The 19,403-nt window shown below is 73.1% G+C and carries 19 protein-coding genes; 7 read left to right on the top strand and 12 right to left on the bottom strand.

Annotated elements, in window-relative coordinates:
* Nucleotides 1-373 precede the first annotated feature (373 nt).
* Complete coding sequence (recA, locus tag ABZ719_RS24235) at nucleotides 374-1,501, top strand: recombinase RecA (RefSeq protein ID WP_366727276.1); 1,128 nt, start codon at nucleotides 374-376, stop codon at nucleotides 1,499-1,501.
* Nucleotides 1,502-1,503: 2 nt separating this feature from the next.
* Nucleotides 1,504-2,412, top strand: coding sequence for a recombination regulator RecX (gene recX / locus ABZ719_RS24230; RefSeq protein WP_366727275.1), 909 nt, complete (start codon nucleotides 1,504-1,506; stop codon nucleotides 2,410-2,412).
* A 325-nt stretch (nucleotides 2,413-2,737) separates the two neighbouring features.
* Here the strand turns inward: recX and ABZ719_RS24225 are convergent, their stop codons facing one another.
* The 8 genes from ABZ719_RS24225 to ABZ719_RS24190 form a co-directional block, all read right to left on the bottom strand.
* Nucleotides 2,738-3,142: a rhodanese-like domain-containing protein gene (locus ABZ719_RS24225; RefSeq protein ID WP_366727293.1), complete on the bottom strand. Its 405-nt coding sequence runs from the start codon at nucleotides 3,140-3,142 to the stop codon at nucleotides 2,738-2,740.
* 41 nt (nucleotides 3,143-3,183) lie between these two features.
* Nucleotides 3,184-3,744 carry a cysteine dioxygenase gene (locus tag ABZ719_RS24220; protein WP_366727274.1) on the bottom strand — a complete coding sequence of 187 codons (561 nt, stop codon included), beginning with the start codon at nucleotides 3,742-3,744 and terminating at the stop codon, nucleotides 3,184-3,186.
* A gap of 169 nt (nucleotides 3,745-3,913) precedes the next feature.
* Complete coding sequence (locus ABZ719_RS24215) at nucleotides 3,914-3,985, bottom strand: putative leader peptide (protein ID WP_324609579.1); 72 nt, start codon at nucleotides 3,983-3,985, stop codon at nucleotides 3,914-3,916.
* 492 nt (nucleotides 3,986-4,477) lie between these two features.
* Entirely contained in the window at nucleotides 4,478-6,079 is a 1,602-nt protein-coding gene (locus ABZ719_RS24210) for an FAD-dependent monooxygenase (RefSeq protein ID WP_366727273.1), read from the bottom strand.
* A gap of 175 nt (nucleotides 6,080-6,254) precedes the next feature.
* Nucleotides 6,255-7,142: an amino acid ABC transporter permease gene (locus ABZ719_RS24205; protein WP_366727272.1), complete on the bottom strand. Its 888-nt coding sequence runs from the start codon at nucleotides 7,140-7,142 to the stop codon at nucleotides 6,255-6,257.
* Entirely contained in the window at nucleotides 7,139-7,804 is a 666-nt protein-coding gene (locus tag ABZ719_RS24200; RefSeq protein ID WP_037856832.1) for an amino acid ABC transporter permease, read from the bottom strand. Before ABZ719_RS24200 ends, ABZ719_RS24205 begins: the two co-directional genes overlap by 4 nt.
* Before the next feature lie 76 nt (nucleotides 7,805-7,880).
* Nucleotides 7,881-8,714: a glutamate ABC transporter substrate-binding protein gene (locus tag ABZ719_RS24195; protein ID WP_366727271.1), complete on the bottom strand. Its 834-nt coding sequence runs from the start codon at nucleotides 8,712-8,714 to the stop codon at nucleotides 7,881-7,883.
* A gap of 351 nt (nucleotides 8,715-9,065) precedes the next feature.
* Nucleotides 9,066-9,842, bottom strand: a complete 777-nt coding sequence (locus ABZ719_RS24190) for an amino acid ABC transporter ATP-binding protein (RefSeq protein ID WP_366727270.1) — start codon at nucleotides 9,840-9,842, stop codon at nucleotides 9,066-9,068.
* 294 nt (nucleotides 9,843-10,136) lie between these two features.
* Here ABZ719_RS24190 and ABZ719_RS24185 point away from each other — a divergent pair, with 294 nt between their 5' ends.
* Together ABZ719_RS24185 and ABZ719_RS24180 are read left to right on the top strand one after the other, a co-directional pair.
* A complete protein-coding gene (locus tag ABZ719_RS24185; RefSeq protein ID WP_366727269.1) occupies nucleotides 10,137-10,823 on the top strand; it encodes a response regulator transcription factor in 687 nt (228 codons plus the stop codon).
* Between the two features lie 9 nt (nucleotides 10,824-10,832).
* Nucleotides 10,833-12,275 (top strand): HAMP domain-containing sensor histidine kinase, encoded by a 1,443-nt coding sequence (locus tag ABZ719_RS24180; RefSeq protein WP_366727268.1) that lies wholly within the window; start codon nucleotides 10,833-10,835, stop codon nucleotides 12,273-12,275.
* Nucleotides 12,276-12,363: 88 nt separating this feature from the next.
* Here the strand turns inward: ABZ719_RS24180 and ABZ719_RS24175 are convergent, their stop codons facing one another.
* Entirely contained in the window at nucleotides 12,364-13,362 is a 999-nt protein-coding gene (locus ABZ719_RS24175; protein WP_366727267.1) for a TAXI family TRAP transporter solute-binding subunit, read from the bottom strand.
* A gap of 251 nt (nucleotides 13,363-13,613) precedes the next feature.
* On the opposite strand from ABZ719_RS24175, the gene ABZ719_RS24170 reads away from it, so the two are divergent.
* The gene (locus ABZ719_RS24170; RefSeq protein ID WP_366727266.1) at nucleotides 13,614-14,018 is read left to right on the top strand and encodes a MazG nucleotide pyrophosphohydrolase domain-containing protein; all 405 of its coding nucleotides are present in this window, start codon (nucleotides 13,614-13,616) and stop codon (nucleotides 14,016-14,018) included.
* 15 nt (nucleotides 14,019-14,033) lie between these two features.
* Here ABZ719_RS24170 and ABZ719_RS24165 read toward each other — a convergent pair whose 3' ends face one another.
* Nucleotides 14,034-15,269, bottom strand: a complete 1,236-nt coding sequence (locus ABZ719_RS24165; protein WP_366727265.1) for a glycosyltransferase family 87 protein — start codon at nucleotides 15,267-15,269, stop codon at nucleotides 14,034-14,036.
* Nucleotides 15,270-15,593: 324 nt separating this feature from the next.
* Between ABZ719_RS24165 and miaB the strand changes: the two genes are divergently transcribed.
* Nucleotides 15,594-17,114, top strand: coding sequence for a tRNA (N6-isopentenyl adenosine(37)-C2)-methylthiotransferase MiaB (gene miaB / locus ABZ719_RS24160; RefSeq protein ID WP_366727264.1), 1,521 nt, complete (start codon nucleotides 15,594-15,596; stop codon nucleotides 17,112-17,114).
* A gap of 453 nt (nucleotides 17,115-17,567) precedes the next feature.
* A complete protein-coding gene (locus ABZ719_RS24155) occupies nucleotides 17,568-18,281 on the top strand; it encodes a class III extradiol dioxygenase subunit B-like domain-containing protein (RefSeq protein WP_366727263.1) in 714 nt (237 codons plus the stop codon).
* A 254-nt stretch (nucleotides 18,282-18,535) separates the two neighbouring features.
* Here ABZ719_RS24155 and ABZ719_RS24150 read toward each other — a convergent pair whose 3' ends face one another.
* Both ABZ719_RS24150 and ABZ719_RS24145 read right to left on the bottom strand, forming a co-directional pair.
* Complete coding sequence (locus ABZ719_RS24150; protein WP_366727262.1) at nucleotides 18,536-18,943, bottom strand: antitoxin; 408 nt, start codon at nucleotides 18,941-18,943, stop codon at nucleotides 18,536-18,538.
* A gap of 24 nt (nucleotides 18,944-18,967) precedes the next feature.
* Nucleotides 18,968-19,240: a hypothetical protein gene (locus ABZ719_RS24145; protein ID WP_366727261.1), complete on the bottom strand. Its 273-nt coding sequence runs from the start codon at nucleotides 19,238-19,240 to the stop codon at nucleotides 18,968-18,970.
* Between the last annotated feature and the right edge of the window lie 163 nt (nucleotides 19,241-19,403).

Raw genomic sequence — 19,403 nt, 5'->3', positions numbered from 1 at the left:
GCGTACGCCACCAGGGCGGAGGGGCGCGGCGGGGAGTGAAGACTGCCAGAACGGCGGCCTTGCGGCGGCGCCGCGCCCTGGCGTCGTCCGGGTGGAGGCACCTGTCGTACCCCGCTGGGAGGAGGCGGGAACGGGGCCGGTTCAGGGACAGGCCCCCGGGGCCGGGGTGGCCCGTGGTGCGCTTGACATGAAAATCGAACATCCATTCTCATGGAGGCGTCGGCGAGGCTCAACCGAGGGGATTTCGCCCACCTATAGGGCGTTTTGACCCCTGGTTATCCACAGGCCGGACGGGCGTCGAGGCGCATTGTCAGTGGCAGGCGTTAGCGTCTTTGACGTGAAGCGATCGACTCAAGCAAATCGGGTGGAACCCATGGCAGGAACCGACCGCGAGAAGGCGCTGGACGCCGCGCTCGCACAGATTGAACGGCAATTCGGCAAGGGCGCGGTCATGCGCATGGGCGAGCGGTCGAAGGAGCCCATCGAGGTCATCCCCACCGGGTCGACCGCGCTCGACGTGGCCCTCGGCGTCGGCGGCCTGCCGCGCGGCCGCGTCGTGGAGATCTACGGCCCGGAGTCCTCCGGCAAGACGACCCTGACCCTGCACGCCGTGGCGAACGCGCAGCGGGCCGGCGGCCAGGTCGCCTTCGTGGACGCCGAGCACGCCCTCGACCCCGAGTACGCGAAGAAGCTCGGCGTCGACATCGACAACCTGATCCTCTCCCAGCCGGACAACGGCGAGCAGGCGCTGGAGATCGTGGACATGCTGGTCCGCTCCGGTGCGCTCGACCTCATCGTCATCGACTCCGTCGCCGCGCTCGTGCCGCGCGCGGAGATCGAGGGCGAGATGGGCGACAGCCACGTCGGTCTGCAGGCCCGTCTGATGAGCCAGGCCCTGCGCAAGATCACCAGCGCGCTCAACCAGTCGAAGACCACCGCGATCTTCATCAACCAGCTGCGCGAGAAGATCGGCGTGATGTTCGGCTCGCCGGAGACCACGACCGGTGGCCGCGCGCTGAAGTTCTACGCCTCGGTGCGCATCGACATCCGCCGCATCGAGACCCTGAAGGACGGCACGGAGGCGGTCGGCAACCGCACCCGCTGCAAGGTCGTCAAGAACAAGGTCGCGCCGCCCTTCAAGCAGGCGGAGTTCGACATCCTCTACGGCCAGGGCATCAGCCGTGAGGGCGGCCTGATCGACATGGGCGTGGAGCACGGCTTCGTCCGCAAGGCCGGTGCCTGGTACACGTACGAGGGCGACCAGCTCGGCCAGGGCAAGGAGAACGCGCGCAACTTCCTGAAGGACAACCCCGACCTGGCCGACGAGATCGAGAAGAAGATCAAGGTGAAGCTGGGCGTCGGCGTGCGTCCGGAGGAGCCCGCCGCCGAGCCGGAGGCGGACGCGATGGCAGCCACCGCCACGGGTGACGCGGCCAAGACGGTGCCCGCCCCGGCGGCCGCCAAGGCCACCAAGCCCAAGGCCGCCACCGCCAAGAGCTGACCGTGACACGACGAACGGACTGGCCCGAGGACGAGGACGGGTACGCGGCCCCGGCCTTCGGTGCCCCACGGGGGAGGGGCACCGGAGACCGCCTCGGTGCCGGCGCGTCCACCGGTCCGGGAGTCCACGGGGACGACGTCCACGGGGGAGATGTCCACGGACACGACCCTCACGACCCCCACCACGACGCCGACGCGTACGGAGGCGAGGGGCGCGGCGGCGGGCGACGGCGGGCCCAGGGCGGGTCACGGGGCGTGTCCGGCTCCGGCACAGGTGGCGCACGCCGGGGCGGCTCGCGTGACGGCGGGCCGTACGGCGGGCGCGGGCGTCGTCGGCGGGACACCGGCGAGGCGTCCGCGGTGGACGGAGACATCCCTTCCTCGCCGAGGGCCGGACAGGGGGAGTCTCCGGGGGACCCGGTGGAGCGGGCACGGGCGATCTGTCTGCGCCTGCTCACCGGGACCCCGCGTACCCGCAAGCAACTGGCGGACGCCCTGCGCAAGCGGGAGATCCCGGACGACGCGGCGCAGGAGGTGCTGTCCCGTTTCGAGGAGGTCGGGCTGATCGACGACAGCGCGTTCGCGGACGCCTGGGTGGAGTCCCGGCACCACGGGCGCGGACTGTCCCGTCGCGCGCTCGCCCAGGAACTGCGTACCAAGGGGGTCGAGGGAGCGCTGATCGAGGAGGCCGTCGGGCGGCTCGACGCCGAGCAGGAGGAAGCCACCGCGCGGGACCTGGTCGCTCGCAAGCTGCGCTCCACCCGGGGCCTGGACCGTGACAAACGGCTGCGCCGTCTGGCGGGCATGCTCGCCCGCAAGGGCTACTCCCAGGGCCTGGCCCTGCGGGTGGTGCGCCAGGCACTGGAGGAGGAGGGCGAGGACACCGAGTTCCTCGGGGAGGAGGGGTACTGAGGCGGCCCCCGGAGGAGCACTGTGGCGGGAGCCCCGAGACGGGAGCGGGGCCGACCGCCCGCGGCCGACAGGTGAGGCCGCTGCCCCGGCCCAGGCTCCAGCCGGAGAGGCGATTTCCGCAGCGCGACGCCCGGGCCCGGGCCCGGGCCCGGGAGCCGGGGCTGGTGCGGGAGCGTGACGCCGGTGGCCAGGGCCCGAAGCCGGAACGTGGCGTCCGAGCCGTCCGGGATCCGAGGCTGGAGCGCGGAGCGCGACACCGGAGCCCAGAGCCCCAGGCCGGAATGTGACCTCCGGGCCCGGGGCCCCGAGAATCAGGCCCGGGGTCTCAGGGGAGGGCCGGGGCCAGGACCGGAAGACCGGCCGATCGCCACGCCTGGAAGCCGCCGGTCAGGTCGGTCGCCCGGCGCAGACCGAGCTGGTGCAGGGAGACCGCCGCGAGGCTCGACGCATAGCCCTCGTTGCAGATGACGACGACGCGCAGGTCGTGACCGGTGGCCTCGGGGAGGCGATGGCTGCCCTGGGGATCAAGCCGCCACTCCAGTTCGTTGCGCTCGACGACCAGAGCACCGGGCACCAGTCCGTCCCGCTCCCGCAGCGCGGCGTAGCGGATGTCGACCAGCAGGGCCTCGCCGGCCCGGGCGGCGGCGTACGCCTCGTGCGGTTCGACACGCACGTAGGTGCGGCGCACCTGTTCCAGCAACTCGTCGATCCCGGTCTGCTCTTCGTTCACGTCGCTCACTGCCGGTCCTTTCGCGTCTGTCGCATCGCTGCTCACTGCCAGTCCTCGGGGCGCTCGACCTGTTCCAGGCGCAGCACCGGTCCGGAGCGGCTGTAACGGCGGATCCGGGGCAGCGGCGGGTAGTAGGCGTGCACAGACACAGCGTGCCGGTCGCTCGACTCGTTCAGCACCTCGTGGACGTGGTGTCGGCCGAAGGCACGGCCCCGACCGGCCGGCAGCCGTCGTTCGCGGTCGACGCCCTCGGTGAGTTCCAGGGTCTTCCAGCCGTCGGTGGGCAGCCGTGCGGCGAGCGAGTTCTCCGTGAGTTCGCCGGTGGCGGTGACGAAGGCACCGACCGAGTCGGCGTGGTCGTGCCAGCCCGTACCGGTGCGGGGTGGCCAGCCGATCAGCCAGGCCTCACTGCCACGGGGGCCGTCCAGACGGACCCAGGTGCGGCCCTCGGGGTCGAGCGGCAGCGAGGCGATCAGCTCCGCGTCGGCGGCGGCGCGTTCGGCGAAGTCGAGGAGTTCCGCCTGCGTGGGCGGCTCCGCGGCGGGCGCGGCGGGAAGCGAGGTGGTGGGGGCGGGGGCCGACGGGGAGGAGGAGACAGACATGCACACCGTCCTGAAGTGGGTTCGCGGAACGCGCGCGACGGCACCCTTGCGCGGAACAGCGTGGTGAGGGAACAGCCGTGGAGCCACGGCACCTGAACACAGTGCGTGCACAGCGCTGCGCAGGCGTCGGCGTCGCGCGCGGAAGAGAGAAGGAGAAGGGGGCGCGAATTCAGCGGGACGGGCGACACACGCAGCCCGCATAGCGGAGGAGGTCCATATGGACCCTCCGCCACAGGCGCACATCGGTGTCGGTCACGATCCGGAGTACACCATGGGGGACGGAAGCGGTCAACACACTGTCACCATGCGGACGACGGTCACGGTGAGTGGCCGTCCAGAGGCCGGCCCCGAGGGTGCCCAGCCGTCGAGCCCCCGCGCCACCCGGCCCCCGAGCCACTCCCAAGGCCCCGAGCGACCCCCGGTCCCGAGCCACACATGGCAGATCCCCGAGCCACCCCCAAGACCGCGAGCGACCCCAGGTCCCGAGCCACACAAGACAGACCCCCGGGCCACCCCAGGTCCCCAGCCACACCAGGCAGACCCCCGAGCGAGCCCTGGTCCCGAGCCACCCCCAGGACGCCCAGTCCACCCCCTCCAGGCTCCCCAGCTCCCCCCCAGGACGCCCAGGCCGCCCCCCCCTCTCAGGCCCCCAGAACCTCCAGCCCGCTCAAGCCACGCCGCCCCGGACCGGTCCTGGCCGGGTACGGCCTGTCCGCTCGCCCGGCCGGGTGTCTCAGTGGGCGCCGGCCTCCGCCCGGGCATCGGCGGGCGTCGCGCCGCCCAGGGTCGCCTCGGCCGCGGTGTACAGGTCGGCCGGGCGGACCCCGCTCAGCGCGGTGACCAGGTGCCCGTCGGGGCGCACCAGGAGCACGGTGTGCGGCGCCGCGCCCGGGTAGCTCTCGGCCACCAGCAGTTCGGCGGGGTGCGGCAGCGCGGCCACCGCGGCGGCCAGCCGGGGCATGATCCCGGCGCTCACCCAGTGCCGGCGCTCCCACACCACCGTGCCCGGCGCCACCAGCACGACCAGCAGCGCCCCGCGGCCGAGCCGGTCCCGCAGCGGGACGAACGAGCCGTCCTCCGCCGTCACCACCACGTCCGCGACCGCCGCTCCCGGGGGCGTGGCCACGGGTGCCTCCGCGTCGAAGCGCGGGGGTGCGAGCGGCGAGTCCGCGTACTCCCCCGGCGCACCCAGGGTTCCGCGCCCCAGGTGGCCGTCCATCAGCGACGCGTCGTGTCCGCGAGCGGTCCCGGGGACGTAGGACCGCAGTCCGCCGCCCCCGCGCAGCACGGGCAGCAGCTGGTCGGCGGCGCGCAGCCGGGAGGCGACGACCGCCCGCCGCTCCGTCTGGTAGCTGTCGAGCAGTGCCTCGTGCGGGCCGTGGTGCCAGGTGAGGGCCAGTTTCCAGGCGAGGTTGTCGGCGTCCCGCAGTCCTTCGTCCAGTCCCTGGGTGCCGAACGCGCCCAGCAGGTGCGCCGCGTCCCCGGCCAGGAGGACGCGTCCGTTGCGCCAGCGGCGGGCCACCCGGTGGTGCACCGTGTGCACGCCGGTGTCCAGCAGTTCGTACGCCGGTGCGCTCTCGCCGGTCCAGCCGGTGAGGGTCTCGCGGATGCGGGCGAGCAGCAGTTCGGGGGTGACCAGGTCCTTGCCGGGCGGCAGCAGCCAGTCGAGGCGCCACACGTCGTCCGGCAGCGGCCGCGCCGTGATCTCACCGGCCGAGGGCCCGGACGTCCGCCACGACGGGTTCCGGTGGAGGAACGCTTCCTCGGGCCGGGGGAGTGCGGTGCGCAGCGCGGCCACGGCGTACCGCTCGACGGCGGTGCGGCCGGGAAACCGGATGTCCTGGAGTTTGCGCACGGTCGAGCGCGGCCCGTCGCAGCCGACGAGGTGACTGCCGCGCCACCAGGTGCCGGCGGCCCCCCGGGTGTGCGCGCTCACGCCCGCCGACTCCTGCTCCAGGGCGTCGAGCCGGCTGTCGGTGGCCAGTTCGATCAGCGGCTCGCGGGCCACGGCGGCGCGCAGGGCGCCGGTGAGGTCGTGCTGGGCGATGTGCAGCGGCGCCGGATCGGCCGCGTCGAAGGCGACTTCGCCGGTCACCTGTTTGCGCCGCATGGACCACCACCCGGCCCAGCGCAGTCCGGCCCGGCCGAGCGGGGTACCGGCCAGCCGCTCCACGAGGGCGGCGGTGTCCTCGCGCAGGACGACGGTGCGCGCCGCCCGTACCGGCTCCGTGCCCGGTGTCTCGTCGAGCACGACGGACGGCACTTCCTGACGTGCCAGCGCCAGGGCGAGCGTGAGCCCGACGGGCCCCGCTCCGACGACGATCACCGGATCCACGGCGCGGCGCCCCCTGCCCGCAGCGGTGTCCTGACGGACAGACGTGAACAGACGGCTGGAGCAAGGTGCACGATCACAGAACGTATGCAACCCATTGCCGCTGCTTGCGTCAAGTGACGGGGGCAGCGGTGATCACTCCGCTGCCCCCGTGCGGCGCCTGCCGGGTGACGTGCCGTCAGACGGCGGCGCTCGTCGACTCGGCGTCCGCCACCGCCGTCGGCGCGAGCACCGCGCCGGTGGACTTCTTGGCCCGCCGCAGCCGGCGTTCCAGCCAGCTCGCGAAGCTGGTGAGGCTGAAGTTCAGCACGATGTAGATGACGGCGACGATGGTGAAGCTGGCGATGGTGTTCGCACCGTAGTACGAACTCATCGGGGAGACCGACGCGAGCAGTTCGGGGAAGGTGAGGATCGCGCCGCCCAGCGCGGTGTCCTTCACGATCACCACGAGCTGGCTCACGATGGCCGGCAGCATCGCGGTGACCGCCTGCGGCAGCAGGATCGACGTCATGACCTGGGTCTTGCGCAGACCGATGGCCTGCCCCGCCTCGGCCTGCCCCTTGGGCAGCGACAGGATGCCCGCCCGGACGATCTCCGCCAGGACCGAGGCGTTGTAGAGCACCAGGCCGGTGACGACGGCGTACAGCGGGCGGTCGTCCGAACCGACGTTCGTGTACTGGGCGAACAGCGCCAGACCGAAGATCATCAGCATCAGCACCGGGATGGCGCGGAAGAACTCCACGATCACGGCGGCCGGCACCCGGATCCAGGCGTGGTCGGAGAGCCGCGCGATGCCGAAGACCGCACCCAGCGGCAAGGCGATGACCATCGACAGGGCGGCGGCGATCAGCGTGTTCTTCAGCCCCGGCAGGATGTACGTCGTCCACGCCTCGGAACCGGCGAAGAACGGCTTCCACTTCTCCCAGTCCAGCTGCCCCTTGTCACTCAGGCCCTGGTAGACCCACCACAGGAGGGCCGCGAGCGCGAGAACGAACACGATCGAGTAGACGACGTTGCGCCGTTTGGCCCTGGGCCCCTGCGCGTCGTACAGCACCGAGGAACTCATCGCTTCACCGCCACCTTCTTGCTGACCCAGCCGAGGACCAGGCCGGTCGGCAGCGTCAGGCACACGAAGCCGAACGCGAAGACCGCCGCGGTCAGCAGGAGCTGTGCCTCGTTCTCCAGGATGTCCTTCATCAGCAGGGCCGCCTCGGCCACACCGATCGCGGCGGCCACCGTGGTGTTCTTGGTGAGCGCGATCAGGACGTTGGTGAGGGGGCCGACGACCGAGCGGAACGCCTGCGGCAGCACCACCAGGGTCAGCACCTGGGTGAAGTTCAGCCCGAGCGCGCGGGCCGCCTCCGCCTGGCCGACCGGCACCGTGTTGATGCCGGAGCGGATGGCCTCGCAGACGAACGCCGAGGTGTAGGCGATCAGACCGAGCACGGCCAGCCGGAAGTTGATGGTGTCGAAGTTCTCCGAGCCGAGGCGCACGCCGAGGGTCTGGTTCAGGCCCAGCGAGGTGAACAGGATGATCACCGTCAGCGGAATGTTCCGCACGACGTTGACGTACGCGGTGCCGAAACCGCGCATGAGCGGCACCGGGCCGACGCGCATGGCGGCCAGCAGGGTGCCCCAGACCAGGGAACCGACGGCCGAGAGCAGGGTGAGCTGCACCGTCACCCAGAAGGCTCCCAGCAGGTCGTAGCCTTCAAGAAAGTCGAACACGATCTCCCGCGCTTCCGCGTGTGGTGGGCCCCGGTGCGCCGCCCCCTGGGGAGCGGCGCACCCGGCGGGCGCTGACTCAGCTCTTGACGTCGCCGATCTTCGGCGCCTGCTCGTACTGGTAGTTCGCCGGACCGAAGTTGGCCTTCACGGCCTTCTCCCAGGAACCGTCGGAGACCATGTCCGTCAGCGCCTTGTTGATCTTGTCCTTGAGGTCGCTGCCCTTCTTGACGCCGATGCCGTAGTTCTCGTTGGTCATCTTCAGGCCGCCCAGCTTGAACTTGCCCTTGAACTGGGGCTGGGAGGCGTAACCGGCGAGGATCGAGTCGTCCGTCGTCAGGGCGTCGATCGCCTTGTTCTGCAGGCCGTTGAGGCAGGCCGAGTACGTCGGGTACTTCAGCAGGTTCGCCTTGGGGGCCAGCTTCTCCTTGACGTTCTGCGCCGAGGTCGAACCGGTGACCGAACACAGCTTCTTGCTGTTCAGGTCGCCCGCCGACTTGATCGAGTCCTCGTCGGCGCGGACCAGGACGTCCTGGTGGGCGAGCAGGTACGGGCCGGCGAAGTCGACCTTCTTCTCGCGCTCCGGGGTGATCGAGTAGGTGGCGGCGATGAACTGCACGTCACCGCGGGCCAGCATGGTCTCGCGGTCGGCGCTCTTCGACTCCTTCCACTCGATCTGGTCCTCGTTGTAACCGAGCTTCTTGGCGACGTACTTGGCCACGTCCACGTCGAAGCCGGAGTAGCCCTGCGGCGTCTTCTGGCCGAGGCCGGGCTGGTCGTACTTGATGCCGATGGCGATCTTCTTGCCGCCACCCGACGACCCGCCGTCCTTCTTGTCCGAACCGCACGCCGTCGCCGAGACGGCGAGGGCGAGCACGACGGCCGAGGCGGCGGTGACCTTGCGGAGCTTCATGCTGAACTTCCTTTGCTGAAAGGCTCAAAGGCCCGGTCGGGAGCCGGGACCCTGCGGGGGTGACGGCGCCGTGGGGGCGGGTACGGAGGCCGGCACGGGTGCCGGAAGGGGCCGGACGCCGCCCCGCGCCGCCGGTGGGCGGCCGCCGGTCCACCGTCCTGCGGTGGCGCGGACCGGCTGGTGGTGCGTGGTCCGGCTGGTGGTGCGTGGTCCGTCCGGCGGGCGTCGTACGTGGCCGGCCGGTGGCCGCGGCCCGGTCGGTGGGGCGGCGGCCGGTGGGCGGTGCGCCGTCCGGCCGGCCGGGCCGGGCCGGACGCAGGCCGTGCGCGGCGCCCGCGGCCGGAGCGTTCGTCAGTGGTGCAGGATCTTCGACAGGAAGTCCTTGGCCCGGTCGCTGCGCGGATTGCTGAAGAACTGGTCGGGCGCAGCCTGCTCGATGATGCGGCCGTCCGCCATGAAGACCACCCGGTTGGCAGCCGACCGGGCGAATCCCATCTCATGGGTGACGACGATCATCGTCATGCCGTCCCGCGCGAGCTGCTGCATGACCTCCAGCACCTCGTTGATCATCTCGGGGTCCAGCGCGGAGGTCGGCTCGTCGAAGAGCATGACCTTCGGCTCCATCGCCAGCGCCCGTGCGATCGCCACGCGCTGCTGCTGGCCGCCGGAGAGCTGCGCCGGGTACTTGTCCGCCTGCGCGCCCACGCCGACCCGGTCGAGCAGGGCCCGGGCCCGCTCCTCGGCCGCCTGTTTGTCCGTGCGGCGGACCTTGATCTGGCCCAGCGTCACGTTCTCCAGCACGGTCTTGTGCGCGAAGAGGTTGAAGGACTGGAAGACCATCCCGACGTCGGCACGCAACCGGGCCAGCTCCTTGCCCTCCGGGGGCAGCGGACGGCCGTCGATCGTGATCGTGCCGGAGTCGATGGTCTCCAGACGGTTGATGGTGCGGCACAGGGTGGACTTCCCGGACCCGGAGGGCCCGATGACCACGACGACCTCGCCGCGGGAGATCGTCAGCTCGATGTCCTGGAGCACGTGCAACGCGCCGAAGTGCTTGTTGACGCTCTTCAGAACGACCAGATCGCCGGTCGAGGCCACGTCTTCCTTGGCCACCGATACTTCGGTCATCGCTTTCAGGCTCCGTCCTCATCGGTTTCGCAGGACAGTAGCCACGCCGCGCGACCAGCGTCAGTACATCTGAGGTACATCTGAGCATCACGATCCGATAGCAATCGGACACCCGTCGTAGCGCGTCACACAAACGCGCGTACCGGCTGGATAACGACAGCGGGCGCGCAACCGGCAGCCTCTTGACGGCGTCCTCGTCCATCGGCGTGACTGCCATGGTGCACCCACGCGCGTGCGCACCGCTTCGCCGCGCCCGGCGTACGACGACATGACGATGAACGGGAGGGGCCCGGGTTGAGACTGCTCCTGGTCGAGGACGACAACCACGTCGCCGCCGCACTGTCCGCGATCCTGGCCCGGCACGGTTTCGACGTCACCCACGCCCGCAGCGGGGAGGAGGCGCTCCAGGCACTCGTCCCGGAGGGGGCATGCTTCGGCGTGGTCCTGCTCGACCTCGGTCTGCCCGACCAGGACGGTTACGAGGTCTGCGGCAAGATCCGCAAGCGCACCAGCACGCCGGTGATCATGGTCACCGCGCGGGCCGACGTCCGCTCGCGCATCCATGGCCTCAACCTCGGCGCCGACGACTACGTCGTCAAGCCGTACGACACCGGTGAGCTGCTCGCCCGGATCCACGCCGTCAGCCGCCGCACCGTCCACGAGGACCCGGGCGGGGCCGCCGAGGGCGGCCTGCGGCTCGGTCCGGTCCACATCGAACTGCCCACCCGGCAGGTGAGCGTGGACGGCACGTCCGTCCAGCTGACCCGCAAGGAGTTCGACCTGCTCGCCCTGCTCGCCCAGCGTCCCGGAGTGGTCTTCCGGCGGGAACAGATCATCAGCGAGGTGTGGCGCACCAGCTGGGAGGGCACCGGCCGCACCCTGGAGGTGCACGTCGCCTCCCTGCGCTCCAAACTGCGGATGCCGGCGCTGATCGAGACCGTCCGCGGCGTCGGCTACCGCCTCGTCGCCCCGGCCACGTAGCGGGTCCGGGTGCGCACACGTCTGCTGCCGCTGCTGATCGTCCTGATGGCGGCGGTCCTGCTCGCCCTCGGGTTCCCGCTCGCCGTCAGCCTCGCCGCGGGCGAACAGCAGAAGGTCGTCGTCGACCGCATCGACGACACGGCACGCTTCGCCGCCCTCGCCCAGTTCGTCACCGACCGGCCCATGGGCTCGCGCCGTACCGTCCCCGACGAGCGGCTGGAGACGCTCAGACGCGAACTCGCGAGCTACCACGAGGTGTACGGCATCCGGGCCGGCGTCTTCTACCGCACCGGCGTCCCCATGGCCAGCGCCCCGGCCGACTGGGCGCTGCCCGCCGAGGGAGAGGTGCACGAGGCCTTCGGCGAGGCCAAACTGAGCCGCCGCAGCCACGACCCCGAACAGGTCTGGCCCTGGCAGCGGTACCGGCTGGTCGTCGCCTCGCCCGTCATCCGGGACGGTGACGTCGTCGCGGTCGTCGTCACCGACTCACCGACCGGGCAGATGCGCGCCCGGACGCTGCAGGACTGGCTGATCCTCGGCGCGGGCGAGACCGTCGCCATGCTGGTCGCCGTCGGGGCGGCCCTGCGCCTGACCGGCTGGGTGCTGCGACCCGTCCGGGTGCTCGACGCGACCACCCACGACATCGCCACCGGACGCCTGAAGTCCCGGGTCGCGGTGGCCGGCGGCCCGCCGGAACTCAGACGGCTCGCCCGGTCGTTCAACGAGATGGCGGGCAACGTCGAGGACGTCCTGGAGCAGCAGCGCGCCTTCGTCGCCGACGCCTCCCACCAGTTGCGCAACCCGCTGGCCGCGCTCCTGCTGCGCATCGAACTGCTCGCCCTGGAACTGCCCGAGGGCAACGAGGAGATCGCCTCCGTCCGCACCGAGGGCAAGCGGCTCGCGCAGGTCCTGGACGACCTGCTGGACCTGGCGCTCGCCGAGCACGCGGAGGCCGACCTCCAGCTCATCGACATCGGCGAGCTGACCGAGGAGCGGGTGGCCGCCTGGTCGCCCGCCGCCGAGGCCAAGGGGGTGCGCCTGGTCGGGGAGTGCCCGGCCACCACGGCCTGGGCCGATCCGGTGGCGCTCTCCTCCGCCCTGGACGCGGTGATCGACAACGCGGTGAAGTTCACGCCGGCGGGCGAACGCGTCGAGGTGACGGTCTCCGGCGGCGGCGACACCTCCACGGTCGTGGTCGCCGACCACGGCCCCGGCCTCACCGACGACGAACTGGCCCGCGTCGGCGACCGGTTCTGGCGCAGCGGCCGCCACCAGAACGTCAACGGCTCCGGACTCGGCCTGTCCATCTCCCGCGCGCTGCTCGCCGCGGGCGGCGGCTCCCTCTCGTACGCCGCCCACCGCGCCGAGGAGCCGCGCGGGCTGAAGGTGACGGTGACCGTCCCGAGGACGGACCCGCGCCCCGGTCCGCCGGCCGGCGCACCGGTGGCCTGACGAGGCGCCGGCGCGTACGGGGTGTGCGCCGGTGGGGCTGCGGGCGCGGGCCGGGACGGGTAGCGAGTGGCGGGTGGCGCCGCGCCGCCTACGGTTTGACGGACCGGTAGTAGCGGCGGGCGCCCTCGTGCAGGACCAGCGGGTCGGTGTAGATCGCGGTGCGCAGGTCGACCAGCTGGGCGGAGTGGACGTGGGCGCCGATCTGGTCGCGGCTCTTGATCACCGCCCGGGTCAGCCACTCGGTGAGCCTCGGGTCCACGTCCTCGCGGGTCATCAGCAGGTTGGAGACGGCGATGGTGGGCACCGTCGAGCCGTCCTGCACCGCCGGGTACGCCGACTCCGGCATGTTGGTCGCGCGGTAGTAGCGGGTGGCGCCGCCCTCGGCGTGCAGCCTGGCGACCAGGTCGGTGTCGATCGGCACGAACCGGAAGGCGAACTTCGAGGCGAGCTGGGTCAGCCCGTCCGTGGGCAGCCCGCCCGACCAGAAGAACGCGTCGATCGCGTGCGTACGCAGCCGGCCCGGCCCGGTGTCGATCCCGTCGGCCATGGGCCGGATGCCCGTGTGCGGGTCGATCCCGGCGGCCTCGAGCACCCGTTCCGCGATCAGCCGGACGCCCGACTCCGGCGGGCCGACCGCCACCCGCCTGCCGCGCAGGTCCGCCACCGAGTGGATCGGCGAGTCACGCGCCACGACGAGCTGCACGTAGTCGTCGTAGAGGCGGGCGACCCCGCGCAGCCGGGACGCGCCCGGCCCGTGGTCCAGTACGTACGTCTCCACCGCGTCGGCCGCGGCGATCGTGAAGTCGGCCTTGCGGGTCGCCACCCGCGCGACGTTCTCCTGCGAACCGTCGCTGGTCAGCAACCGCACCTTCAGGTCCGGCATGTCCTTGGCGAACGCGGTGCGCAGCCGCACGCCGTACTCGTGGTAGACCCCGCGCGTGGTCCCGGTGCTGAAGGCGATCGTCCCCCTCGGTGGAGGGTCGCCCAGCGGCAGCAGCCACCACAGCAGCAGCCCGAGGACGACGGCGAGGACGGCCGCGCCCTGCAGACCACGGCGCCTGCCGACGGAACGGAACAGCTTGGACATGCGCGCGATCCTGCCAGCCGGGGTGCGGAACTGGCCAGGGGCGGGCGGGGCCGGGGCCGGGGGGCGGGGGGCCGGAGGGAGGCGGCCGTGGGGCGACGGGGCCCGGAGGGAGGCGGCCGTGGGGCGATGGGGAGGGTGACGGAGGGCGGTGAGTGGAGGCGGAGCGGGTGGGCCACGGGGGGCGGGGAGTGGTGGCAGGCCGGGCGCTCGGGCGGTGCGGCAGTGTCACGGGCGGCGGTTAGAGTCGCCGTATGAGTTCCTCGCCCGCCGACCTCGTCCGTCAGTTCCACCGGGCCTTCGGGCTCGACGTCCGCAGCACACCGGTACGGGTGCCGCCCGAGCTGGCGGCGCACCGGGGGGAGCTGCTGGCCGAGGAGGCGGCCGAAGTGGCCGAGGTCTCGGTCGACGGCCCGCTCGACCGGCTGGCGCACGAACTGGCCGACGTGGTGTACGTGGCGTACGGCACCGCCCTGGTGCACGGCATCGACCTGGACCAGGTGATCGCCGAGATCCACCGTTCGAACATGACCAAGCTCGGCCCCGACGGCCAGGTCGCCCGCCGCGCCGACGGCAAGGTGCTCAAGGGAGATCACTACGAGGCACCGGACGTGGCGGCGGTGCTGCGCCGCCAGGGCTGGCAGCCCGACAGCCCCTGACGGGCCCCGCGTCCCTCAGCGCACCGGACCGGACAGCTCCGGCACCGGATCGGCGGGCCGCCGGGAGGGCGCCCGGGGCGGTCGCTGCCGCACGCACCCGAGCCCGAGGACCAGCGCGAGCCCGCACAGCGCGACGGCGTCCTTGAACGCCCGCCGCGTCGACGCCTCCAGGTGCGGGAACGCGAACTCCGGCACCTGCGGCACCAGCACGGCCCAGAACCACGGTGAGCGCGTCACCGACCCGGCCTCGAACGCCCCGGCGACCAGCAGGGGCACCACGACGACCAGGTAGTGCTCGTAGGAGGGCCGGGCCAGCAGGTACGAAGCGAGCATGAGCATGGCGGCCGTGTCCGCGAGCCGCGCCGGACCGGGGTCGGCGCGCCGCCAGCGCCGCCACGCGCACACCACACCGGCCGCCGCCGCCGCGAGTGCCACCGCCTCGGCGAGGACCGGCGGCACCCCGAGCCGCGGCAGCACGGCGGGCAGCGAGCAGTCGAACGGCCGCATCAGGGCGTCGCCGCCCCTGAGCAGGAACGGCAGCGTGCGCGTGAAGAACCCGCCCGGGTCCGGCATGACCAGCGCCATCCCGGCGGACAGCGCCAGCGGCAGCGCCACCATCCAGGCCAGGGCGCGCCACTGCCGGGCCAGGAGCAGCAGCACGGCGACGGGCACGAGCAGCGGCTTGACCGCGACGGACAGCCCCAGGACCACCCCGGCCGCGCCCCAGCGCCCGCGGTCGGCCAGCAGCAGCGCCAGGGGCAGCGCCAGGGCACTGACCGCGGTCCAGTTGCCCAGGTCGATCAGATGCCCGACGGGCGCCCAGCACAGCACCAGGGCGAGCAGCCCCAGCACCGCGAACCGGCTGCGCGCCGGCACCCGGAACAGCCGCACGGCGCACCACCAGCCGGCCACGACCAGTCCCACGCACACCACGGGCGCGACGACCCTCAGCACGACCGCAGGCAGCGCCGCCTGCCCCGCAGCGAACAGCACGGCGCTCGGAAGGTACAGGAACCGTCGGTCGGCGTACGGGGCACCGCCGTGCAGCCACGTCTGCCCCGCGCGGACGACGAAGGCGTTGTCCATGCCGCCCTGGGCGTACACGACCGCCACGTGCGCGGTGCGCGCCACCAGGACGGCGGCGAGCAGGGCGACCCAGGCCGCTCCGGCCGGGCGCAGCAGCCAGCCGCGCAGCGCGGCGGCCGGGGCCACGTCCGGGGCGGAGGCCCGCAGGGCGTCACGTAGCTGCATCACACGTACCTGTCCGGGAGGGGCTGCCGTGAGCGGGAAACAACGCTTCTGGGCGGGTACGCCCCATTCTGGGGGCGGCGCCCCGTCCCCGGAGCCAACCACCGCTCGTCCGTGGCGTGTCGCGGCCTCGCGGCGCTGTGCCGTCGTGCCGTCGTGCGGTGGTGTGGCCCGGGGCGGGCGAGGGTGAGCGGGCGGTGGGGGCCGGGTCGCCGGGCGGGCTGGGGCGCGGCCCTTCGGTGGCTGCCGGGCTGCGGCGGTCCGGTCGTCGGGCGGCGGTGGCTGGGCCGTCCGGGTGCACTTCCGCGAGCGCCTACCCTTATGGGCATGAGCAGCATCGACCGGAGCCGAGAAGTGGGCGTCACGCGCAGCTACGAGATCCGCACCTACGGGTGCCAGATGAACGTCCACGACTCCGAGCGGCTGGCCGGGCTGCTCGAGGACGCGGGTTACGTACGGGCCCCGGAGGGCTCCGACGGTGACGCGGACGTCGTCGTCTTCAACACCTGCGCCGTCCGGGAGAACGCCGACAACCGGCTCTACGGCAACCTCGGCCACCTCGCCCCCAAGAAGGCGAAGCGGCCCGGGATGCAGATCGCGGTCGGCGGCTGCCTGGCCCAGAAGGACCGCGACACCATCGTCAAGAAGGCGCCCTGGGTCGACGTCGTCTTCGGCACGCACAACATCGGCAAGCTGCCCGTCCTGCTGGAGCGCGCCCGCGTCCAGGAGGAGGCGCAGGTCGAGATCGCCGAGTCGCTGGAGGCGTTCCCCTCCACGCTGCCGACGCGGCGCGAGAGCGCGTACGCGGCGTGGGTGTCCATCTCGGTCGGCTGCAACAACACGTGCACCTTCTGCATCGTCCCGGCGCTGCGCGGCAAGGAGAAGGACCGCCGCCCGGGCGACATCCTCGCCGAGGTCGAGGCCCTGGTCGGCGAGGGCGTCTCCGAGATCACGCTGCTCGGCCAGAACGTCAACGCCTACGGCTCCGACATCGGCGACCGGGAGGCGTTCAGCAAGCTGCTGCGCGCCTGCGGGACGATCGACGGCCTGGAGCGCGTCCGCTTCACCTCGCCGCACCCGCGGGACTTCACCGACGACGTGATCGCCGCCATGGCCGAGACGCCGAACGTGATGCCGCAGCTGCACATGCCCCTGCAGTCCGGCTCCGACACGGTCCTGAAGGCGATGCGCCGCTCCTACCGCCAGGAGCGCTACCTCGGGATCATCGAGAAGGTGCGCGCCGCCATCCCGCACGCCGCGATCACCACCGACATCATCGTGGGCTTCCCCGGCGAGACCGAGGAGGACTTCGAACAGACGCTGCACGTGGTGCGCGAGGCGCGGTTCGCGCAGGCGTTCACCTTCCAGTACTCCAAGCGTCCCGGCACCCCGGCCGCCGAGATGGACGACCAGATCCCCAAGGAGGTCGTCCAGGCGCGCTACGAGCGGCTCGTCGCCCTCCAGGAGGAGATCTCCTGGGACGAGAACAAGAAGCAGGTCGGCCGCACGGTGGAACTGATGGTCGCCGAGGGCGAGGGCCGCAAGGACGGCGCCACCCACCGCCTCTCCGGCCGCGCCCCCGACAACCGCCTGGTCCACTTCACCAAGCCCGGCCAGGACGTCCGCCCCGGCGACGTGGCCACCGTCGAGGTCACCTACGCCGCCCCGCACCACCTCCTCGCCGAGGGCCCGGTGCTGGAGGTGCGCCGTACGCGCGCGGGCGACGCCTGGGAGAAGCGCACCGCGGCCGAGGCGGCCAAGCCCGCCGGCGTCATGCTGGGCCTGCCGAAGATCGGCGTCCCGGAGCCGCTGCCGGTCGCGGCGAACAGCGGCTGCGGCTGCGACTGACCCGCTCTCGTCCGGCCCGCCGGGAGCGTGCCGCGGTCGCGGACTGCTCCGACGGCGCTCGCGGACGGTGCTCGCGTGGCCGCTTCCGGCGCCGGTCCGTCAGCGGCCGGCCCGGAGGCGGCCGACCGGCGGTGGGTGCGAATCGGCCGGCCGTGGGCGCGGCCGGCCGTGGGCGGGGCGCCGGACCTTCCTGGGCCGGCTGCGGGGCGGTCACGGGCCGGATGTGCGCCGGTGGCCGGGTGCGGGTCACCCACGGCCGGAGGTGCGCCGGTGGCCGGGCGTCCGTCGGGCGGGGCCGGCTTTGAGGCGGTGAGCCGGGTCCGAGTTCGTTGGGGGGCCGGATCCGGGCCGGTCGTGGCCCGGATGCGAGCCGATGGAGGGCCGGGGGGCGAGGCGGCCCGGACGGAGGGGGAGGCCCGTCGTCGGCCGGCGTTCCGGGCTAGTCTGCCGATCATGCTTGTCGCCGCCGCAGTCTGCCCCTGCCCGCCCCTTCTCGTGCCCGCGGTCGCCCAGGGCGCCGCGCCCGAGCTGGACGCGGCGCGCGCCGCGTGCACGGACGCCCTGGGAGTGCTCGCCGCCGCCCGGCCGGACCGGCTCCTGGTCGTGGGCCCCGCCGAGCGGTCCGGGCGCGGCCCGCACCCGCAGGGAGCCCCGGGGTCGTTCCGCGGCTTCGGCGTGGACCTGGACGTACGGCTGGGTCCCGCCACGGGCAGCGCCCCCGAGCGCCCGCTGCCGCCCTCGCTCGCCGTCGCCGCGTGGCTGCTCGAACGGACCGGCTGGTCGGCCGCCCCCGTCGAAGGGCTCGGCGTCGGTGAGTCCCTGGCGGCGGACCGGTGCGTGGCGGCGGGCCGGGACATCGCCGCACGGCCGGAACGGGTGGCGATGCTGGTGATGGGCGACGGCAGCGCCTGCCGGTCGCTGAAGGCGCCGGGATACCTCGACGAGCGGGCCGAGCCCTTCGACACCGAGGCCGCCCGGGCACTCGGCGCCGCGGACGTCGCGGCCCTCACCGCGCTCGACGCGGAACTGGCGTACGAACTCAAGGTGTCGGGCCGGGCCCCGTGGCAGGTGCTCGCGGGCGCGGCCGAGGGCGCTGACCTCTCCGGGGCGCTCCTCTACGACGAGGCACCGTACGGCGTGGGCTACCTGGTGGCCGCCTGGTCCTGACGCCGAGAGGGCCCCGAGGAGCGGGGGGCTGACGGCGCGCGCGCCGGGTTCCGGCGGAGAGCGCGGTCCGCCGCCGGACCACGGCGGTGGCGGACGGGGCCGACGGACGGTGGACGACCGACGGAGGCTGACGGACGGGGTGATGCACGGAGGTCGGGGGGGCGGGGACGGAGGTCGGCGGACGGCCGGGACACCACCACGTGCTGCTCCCGGCCGTCCGCCGACCTCCGCCGCTCACGCCACGGGCACCGCGCTCATGACACGGGGGGCGGCCCCTGCGGAGGTTCCTGCGGGGGCGGAGCCGTACGCCCGGCGTCGCCACCCGGGGCCGTGCCCGGGCCACCCGTAGCCGCGCCGCCCGTGTCCGGACCGCCGCCCGTGGCCGGTCCACCCGGCGCCGCGCCCCCCGCGGTCTCCGCGGGTGCGCCGGCGGTCCCGTCCGGGCCCGGCCCCTCCCGGTGCGCGAGCCGGTCCACGGCCTCCTTGGCCTTGCCCGTGCCCGCGTGGATCTTGTCGCTGTACTTGCCCTTGGTCTTCTCGTCGACCATCCTCGCGGCCTTGTCGAGCCCGTGCTCGATCGAGCCGCCGTGGCGCTGCGCGAGGTCAGACACCTTGTCCCTGGCCGGGCCCAGCCTGGCCTTCATGTTGTCCAGCAGACCCATGGTTCACCTTCCCTGGCGGGAGAGCTACCTGCGGGCGCCCTCTCCGGCTCCGTGCCCTGCCGCCTCGTCGGCGGACTGCTGCTTGGGGATGTCCACGCCCTCGGCGACGGCGCTCCCGGCGGCGCTGTCCTCCTCCGTGCCCGCGGTGTCGCCGCCGTCGTCGGGCGTCCGTGCGGCCTTCACCACGTCCGCCGTACCGCCCCCGGCGCCCTCGGTCGCGGCACCGCCGTCCGCCTCGGACCCGGCCGCCGCCGCGCCACTCGCCACCGCGCCGGCCGGCTCCTCGGCGCCCGGCACCTCCTCAGCCGCCTTCGACCTCCGGAAAATCCTTGCAAAAACGCCCATATCAACTCCATACGTTACTCGTGCGGGCGGCATCCCGCGTAGCCCGGTGCGTCCGTGCGTGATGCCCGGACCACCGCCCGCCGGGATCCGGCCGCGGGAACCTCGCAACGGGCAA

Origin of the sequence: Streptomyces sp. NPDC006743, assembly GCF_040703815.1 — a bacterium.
Taxonomy (GTDB): Bacteria; Actinomycetota; Actinomycetes; order Streptomycetales; family Streptomycetaceae; genus Streptomyces.
This window is presented reverse-complemented; position numbering and strand designations above follow the sequence as displayed.